The following is a 6,623-nucleotide window of genomic DNA, read 5'->3' on the forward strand; positions in this document are numbered from 1 at the left end:
GGAATTCTCTTTCAAGTTCGTCACGTCTTTCGGTTCCTTTTTCACCGTAAACATCATTTTTAATATCTTTCCAACTTTTAGTTTCCATAATTATTTAGTTTTTTCAGAATAATATTTTGTCATTAATCGTAACGCTTTTTCCAATTCATTTTTTGGAGTCTTTTGCGTTTTCTTTTGAAAGCCATTTAGTAAAATTACAAGTTTTCCATTGTCGAAAAAGCAAAATACACGCCAAATATTTGAGCCAAGTTGAATTCTTGCTTCATATAAACCATTTGTTCCTTCCATTGATTTTAAATAATTTGAAGGAACTCTTCCCAAAGTTTCAATTGCCTCAATTATTTTGAATATTTTATCTTGAACCTTTTGCGGTTGTTCAAGAAGAAAATCTTCAAAGTGATTTTCGTAGGCTATAACTTCACGTACTTTCATTTTTCAAAGGTAACTTAAAAGTTACTAATTTTCCAAATTTTTTTCTGATTTTCTGTTTTTAGGCGATTTTCAAGACTATATCTGCTAAAGTTTTGCGGCTTTGCGAAGAAGCGGATTTCGGAGCACTAAACTGTCAACATACCACAAAATTTGATGCGAGGTAGAATGTTCAATTAACCACTGAACCCGCTTTTTTGCAAAACCGCTGTTACCTGCTGGCGTTCTGTCTGTCGTTGCTCTGTTGTCCATTGTTTGCAGTGTCTTTGGTGCGTTGGCTTGGTGGCTCTTTTGCTTTTTTTGTTTGGCTTTGTGCGGTTGCAAAAAAGCAAATGTGCTACCAAATGCGGTGGCTATAAATACTTCTTCATTACTTCTTTTTTCTTGTCTGCTGAACTGTCAATTTTTGCTTGTTCGGCTATGATTGTCTGCTCCAACTTTTCTATTTGTTTAATAATTTTCTTCTTGTCTTTTGGAACTGGAACTTTTATTGTTTCAATTAAACTCCATTTAGTTCTTGGTAGTTGTTGTCCTGTAACCGTTTTTACAACTTCGTCATTGAATTTCTTTGTCCGCAGGTAGTAAGCATAAAACTTGTTTAATTCTGCATCATTGCAACGAAAAACAAGAATGTCAGTTGAACAAATTCCGTCTTCTTGGGCAACATAAAGTTTGTTTAAGTTTGGTCGTAACTTGCCATAAAGCAAGTCGCCCTTTTTATAAACGTTTTTGTTGCTTTTGATTGTTGAGTATTGCGTTAATGGATTGCCAACTAATTTCCCTGTGTTGCTTTCGATATTCTCCAAACCAACATAAAACACTTCGCCTGTTTCTTTTGTTGGGTCGATGATTTCAGATTGCTTATTGATAACTTCATTAAGTTTCATTGTAACAAAGTCAGCACCTGAAAACAAACTTTCTATTTCATCGTTTGCTTTTTCAATTTCCGAGATTGCCTTTGCTTCTGCTTTGTCAACTATATTGCATTCATCTGTAATTTTCTTCTGAACGTCTTTTGATGGTATTGGTATTTTGACATCATTTTTTAAATAATCACTATTCAAACTTTTACCGAACATTTTTGAGCCTGTATTTTCTAAATCAATTAGTTTAGCTGAAAATAGTTGATACAAGTATTCATCTGTTATAACGTTTTTGTCTTGCGGAATTAAACCTGCAATTGCTTCATTTGTATAAAGGTCTTTTCCTGCAATTGCAGTTTTACCAATACTCAATTTAAAACTTAAAAGAGTAGTGCCTTTTGGTATAAGTTTTACATTAGATTTTTTTACACCTGCATCAGATATTTTTTCCTTTGTATCTGTTATTATTTGTCCTTTCATTTCAGAGATTGAAACCCACAAATTATTGCCATTGAAGTAGCTTGCATTTTCTCTTGCTGGTGTTCCACCAATTTTCACATCAACAACACTTCCTAAGTTCAGGACTTGCCATTTAGAAACAATAACTGTTTTCTTGTTAGCTGAAAGATTTATCTGTTTATTAAAATCTTTACGACTAAAATCCAACATATCTGAAAGATTATAATAAGTAATGAAAGACTTCAACTCTTCAACAACTTCTAACTCATTGCCTAAAAAGTTTTCTTGAATGTAGTGGTTTATTTTATAGCTATCGTTCCTTTTGTTAGGGTTGTATAACGGTGTATTAATGTTGTGTAAACCTTGTAGTTTGTTCAACATCTCTTTGGTTTCGGCATCTTCAATTTCGGGTGCAACAACAGATTGATTAATATATTTTATTCCTTCGTTTCCTTTTGCACTGCTCCATTCGTAACCTAAAAATTGTTTTTGTTCTTTGTTGTCAGTCGGACATTTTACAACTAAAACCCTTTGCTTATTCTCCGAAGCTAATACATAAAAATAGAGTTTGTCTTTTTCTATTGTTTGCAAGTAATCAGTAAATCGTTTTCTTAGTTCTGTTTCTTGGTCGGCTTTTGGCTTTTTACTAAAAGCACTTGTTGGCTTTTTGAGGTTTTTAATTTCAGTTAAATTGTCAAAAGCTTTTTTGTAATCAACAAACATTTCGGTTTTGAAAAGTTCGTCACTTGGTTTTCCTGTCAGCAAAGATTTGTATTGTGTAACATCAACTTCTATGTGGTTGCAATAATTGCTTATATAATTACTATCGTTGTAAACTGCATCGGCTTCATTGTCCGTAAACCAAGCATCTACACGGTTTTTCCAATGGTCTGCTGGTGCTGGATTTTCTTCTTTTCTGCGTAAAAATATTGTAACTGTGTTTGTTCCTGTTTTGCCAAATGTTTGAGAGCCAAATTCTGTAATGGCTACAATTTGAAAATACTTTAAAATTATTTCTCTCGTGTTGGTGTAAACAGTTGCATCGTTGCTTAAAATAGAAGAAGGCAAAATAATACCTGCAACTGCACCTGGCTTTAAAAGTTGTTTGGCACGTTCAATAAAAAACGTTTCTATACTGTTGTTGTTAGCCCAACTCTTTTCATCTAACGAAGCTAAAAGCGAAAATGATTTCCTTTCGGTTTCGCTTAATGTTTGTAAAAAGCCTTTAACAGCATAAGGTGGATTTGCCACCAATACTGAATACTCGTTGTCTTGCAATTTGGCTTTGCTTCCAAGTGCATCAGCATAAGTAATTTTGATGTCGTCTTGTCCATACATAAAGGCTGAAACCTTTGCCACTTTGGATAAACGATATTCTTTTTCAATGCCTACAATTTCTTTGTAGTATTCTTTGATGTCGGCTTCCTTGTGTTTTTTTACGAATGGTTTTATTTGTAAAGCCAATTCATTTAAAAAGTGTCCTGCACCACAAGCATAATCAATGGCTTTGGGTGGCAATTCGCTTTCTTGTATAATACTTTCCAATGGCAAAGAGTTAAGAATAAACTTTACGATTGGCATTGGTGTAAAAAATTGTCCTTCGCTTTGTTTTACGCCATTATCCAAAAAGCCTTCAAACATATCACCCAAAAACTGGTTTTGGGTTTCGCTTTGCAGTCTTGTGTCCTGCAACATTTGAACGATTTTTAAAAGAACTTCTGAATTTTGATAAAACAGTTTTTCGTTGTGAACATCAATAAAAGCAAAGTCGTTGTTTGTGAAAAATTTCAGTTGTCTGAAATATTTCTTTATAGTTTCTCTTGTTGCATCTGGGTCTTTTTTGAAAAAGCGAAATGCTTTATCAATAGCGGTGTTGTCAATGTATGTAACATCTTCACCCAAAAACTCTTTCATTCCTGCTTGATAAAGCAATTGCAAGCGGTCTTGTAAATCAAAATAGCTGTCGTATGCAATACCTTTCCAATTGAATTTTAAATCCTTTGGATTTTTCGCTTCATCAACAATTTTGCAAAGGAAAAGATTAACTAATTTGTCAAAAGCATTTTCTCGTCCCGAAACATTATGTTGTCGCATAATGGTTGCAAATTCGTGGTATTTGCTTTGAATGTCTTTACTTCCAACTTCAATAAGGTCGTCAATAGAGTATTTTTGCTTGCCTATTTCGTAAGGTAAAATATCATCTTCAAAAATTCCTTTTGTGGCAAAGTCTAAATTGTAGGTTTCTTTCCAAGCCTTGTAAATGTCTTCAACTTCTAATGCTTTTGCTTCTTTGAAAGATAAAGGCTTTTTGTCGGCTAACTCTTCAAGTAACTTTTCGTTGTCTTTCAGAGAAATAATATAATGATATGGAATGGCTTTGCCGTCAGCAAAGTCCGAAGCATAAAGGCAAACATATTGTGTTGTTCCTGCTTGTTTTGCATAAGTCAGCATTTGTCCGCCACGTTGCAAAGTGTTGTTCCATTCTTTTTTAAATTCGTTTCCTTCGGTTTTGCACTCAATTATTAAAAGTGATTTACCTGAATTGTCTTTTACTAAAATGTCTGCTCGTCCACCGCTTGCACCGTGTCCAACTTTCCATTTGGGTTCAAGTTCTATATGTTCGGGTTTGTAACCTTTGGTGAAAAGTCTATGCACACACTCAAAAACAACAAAGTTTTCGTCTGATGTAAAATTGCAAGTAAACTCTCCGTTTACTATAAAACCTTTGTCTGTCGGATAAACAAGTAAACTTTTAGCGAAATCAACTTTTAAATATGCGTCTGTGTCGGGGAAGTGCTTGCTAAAAACTTTGCCCTTTTCTTCAAAGTTCAATGTTTTCAATAAGTCCTTTAAGTTTTCTTTATTTATCATTTATTCCTTGTCAAATTATTAGGTCGTAAAGTTAAGTTTTTAAAGCGTTTTTGTCTCCAAAGTTGCCGTCAAATTGTCAACCGTCCACTTGTCGGGTGGTGGGTGGGCTTTGGGTGCGGTTGGGTAAAATTAAATGTGCTGCAAAGCGTTGGCTTTGTGCGGGGGATTGCAGCTCTTTTGATTTTGCCGAAGCGTTGGCTTTTCGTCTTTCATTTTCTGTTCGTTTATTGTCGGTCGTGTCGTCTTTTAGGGTGAGTGCCAACTAGTATATAGGCGAAACAAACTTTCGTATATACACCCATAAGAGGGTCGATTGGCGATAGTCTGTTTCGTTTTATGTTGTAACAAATATAATTTTTTTATTCTTTACAGTCAGCAAACGGATCTTCTAATTGTGGAAAATTTTGGGAACTAGATAATTTAGATTTCCGCTATACGACTGTTGGTTTATTCAAGTAATTCCTTCAAATACCTCAAATCAAGTGATGCAAATTGCTAGATTGTCATTGATTTTGACATTGAAATCACAAAAAGCCGAAAAGATTCAAGAAAGCCTAAAGAATCTGCTTTAGCCCTGATGCTGGAATTGTTTGAGCTCTCCCGATTTTTCATCGGGAAGCGAGTTCCTGCAGCAGGAATATGGATACCCAAGAAGCCCAAGCCATTGCTTCGCCAATTCACTTCGTTCGGGTCGCTCCAAAAAATTAAAATCCAATTGTTGATTACTTTTTAAACGAAAACAAAATATATATTTTACCTTTGAACCCTCAATACTATTTACAGATTATGGTTTATAAATTTAGAGTTATTCTCGATGCTGAAGAGGATATTTTCCGCGATATTGCAATTGATGAACAGGATACGTTAGAAGATTTTCACAATGCCATTTTTAATGCTTTTGGGTTTGATGGTAGGGAAGTGGCTTCGTTTTATACGTGTGATGAAACGTGGAATCAGGAAGAGGAAATTTCGCTTTTTGATACCGGCGATGTGCCTGGCGAACAGAAAATCATGAGCGATTATGTACTTGCTGACTTGCTGGACGAACAGAATACGAAAATCATTTATGTGTATGATTTTATTCAAATGTGGACTTTCCTTGTCGAACTTGCCGCAATTGAAGAACCGGAAGCAGGCGAATCGTATCCTGCCTTACTGTTTTCCCACGGAGAAATGCCAGATGATGCGGGCGAAAAAATGTTTGAAGCCGAAAATGCCGACGACCTTTATGGAGAATTCGACGATGAATATGACGAAGATGATTTGGACATGCTGGATGGCGGCGAAAATTTTGAAGATTTCGGATTCGAGGAGAACTGGAATTAGAAGAAGTTACTGAGGCGCTAAGGTGGGTGAGGCACTAAGATATAATCCAGCTTATTTACAAACCAAACTGTTTATTCAGTCAAACAGTACTTAGTTTTTTTTAAAATTTGGTTAAATTTAAAATCAAAACATTATGAGTACTTTTAGAAATTTATTAGTTTGGCAAAAATCGATGGACTTGGTTACCAAAATGTACAGTTCAACACAAAAATTCCCTAAAGAAGAACTTTTTGGATTAACTTCTCAAATCCGCAGAAGCGCCGTTTCAATACCAAGTAACATTGCCGAAGGATACGGCAGAGATAGCAACAAAGAATATTTGCGATTTTTAAATGTATCAATTGGTTCTTTGTTTGAATTACAAACCCAAATTGAGATTGCAAAAAACATTATGTACTTAAATGAAAAAGACTTCAATGACCTTTACGAAAATAGTCGTGAAATTGAAAGAATGCTAGTTTCATTTATAAAAAAAAATTAAAGAAAGAGAATAACGGAAGAAAGAGTGCTAAGTGGCTAAGGAGCTGAGTTATTCAGAACCTTAGCTCCTAAGAACCTCTGCATCATAGCACCTCAAAAACTAAAAACCACAAAATGATCAACCTATTTAATACCCACATCGAATCGCTTTCCATTCACCGCGTTGGAAATAAAAGTAGAAACGAAGAACTCTTT

At 34.8% G+C, this 6,623-nt stretch carries 6 protein-coding genes; 2 read left to right on the plus strand and 4 right to left on the minus strand.

What is annotated here, in order from left to right; genetic code table 11:
- Positions 1–90: 90 nt before the first annotated feature.
- The 4 genes from ACIQ2X_RS12380 to ACIQ2X_RS12395 form a co-directional block, all read right to left on the minus strand.
- The gene (locus ACIQ2X_RS12380) at positions 91–432 is read right to left on the minus strand and encodes a type II toxin-antitoxin system RelE/ParE family toxin (RefSeq protein ID WP_396179229.1); all 342 of its coding nucleotides are present in this window, start codon (positions 430–432) and stop codon (positions 91–93) included.
- 84 nt (positions 433–516) lie between these two features.
- Positions 517–681, minus strand: a complete 165-nt coding sequence (locus ACIQ2X_RS12385; protein ID WP_396179230.1) for a hypothetical protein — start codon at positions 679–681, stop codon at positions 517–519.
- A 101-nt stretch (positions 682–782) separates the two neighbouring features.
- Entirely contained in the window at positions 783–4,622 is a 3,840-nt protein-coding gene (locus tag ACIQ2X_RS12390) for an N-6 DNA methylase (RefSeq protein ID WP_396179231.1), read from the minus strand.
- A gap of 76 nt (positions 4,623–4,698) precedes the next feature.
- Entirely contained in the window at positions 4,699–4,884 is a 186-nt protein-coding gene (locus ACIQ2X_RS12395) for a hypothetical protein (RefSeq protein ID WP_396179232.1), read from the minus strand.
- A 524-nt stretch (positions 4,885–5,408) separates the two neighbouring features.
- On the opposite strand from ACIQ2X_RS12395, the gene ACIQ2X_RS12400 reads away from it, so the two are divergent.
- Positions 5,409–5,948 (plus strand): hypothetical protein, encoded by a 540-nt coding sequence (locus ACIQ2X_RS12400; protein ID WP_396179233.1) that lies wholly within the window; start codon positions 5,409–5,411, stop codon positions 5,946–5,948.
- Between the two features lie 133 nt (positions 5,949–6,081).
- Positions 6,082–6,429 (plus strand): four helix bundle protein, encoded by a 348-nt coding sequence (locus ACIQ2X_RS12405; RefSeq protein ID WP_396179234.1) that lies wholly within the window; start codon positions 6,082–6,084, stop codon positions 6,427–6,429.
- Positions 6,430–6,623: the final 194 nt, after the last annotated feature.

Source organism: Flavobacterium sp. (genome assembly GCF_044368625.1).
In the GTDB taxonomy this organism is placed as follows: domain Bacteria; phylum Bacteroidota; class Bacteroidia; order Flavobacteriales; family Flavobacteriaceae; genus Flavobacterium.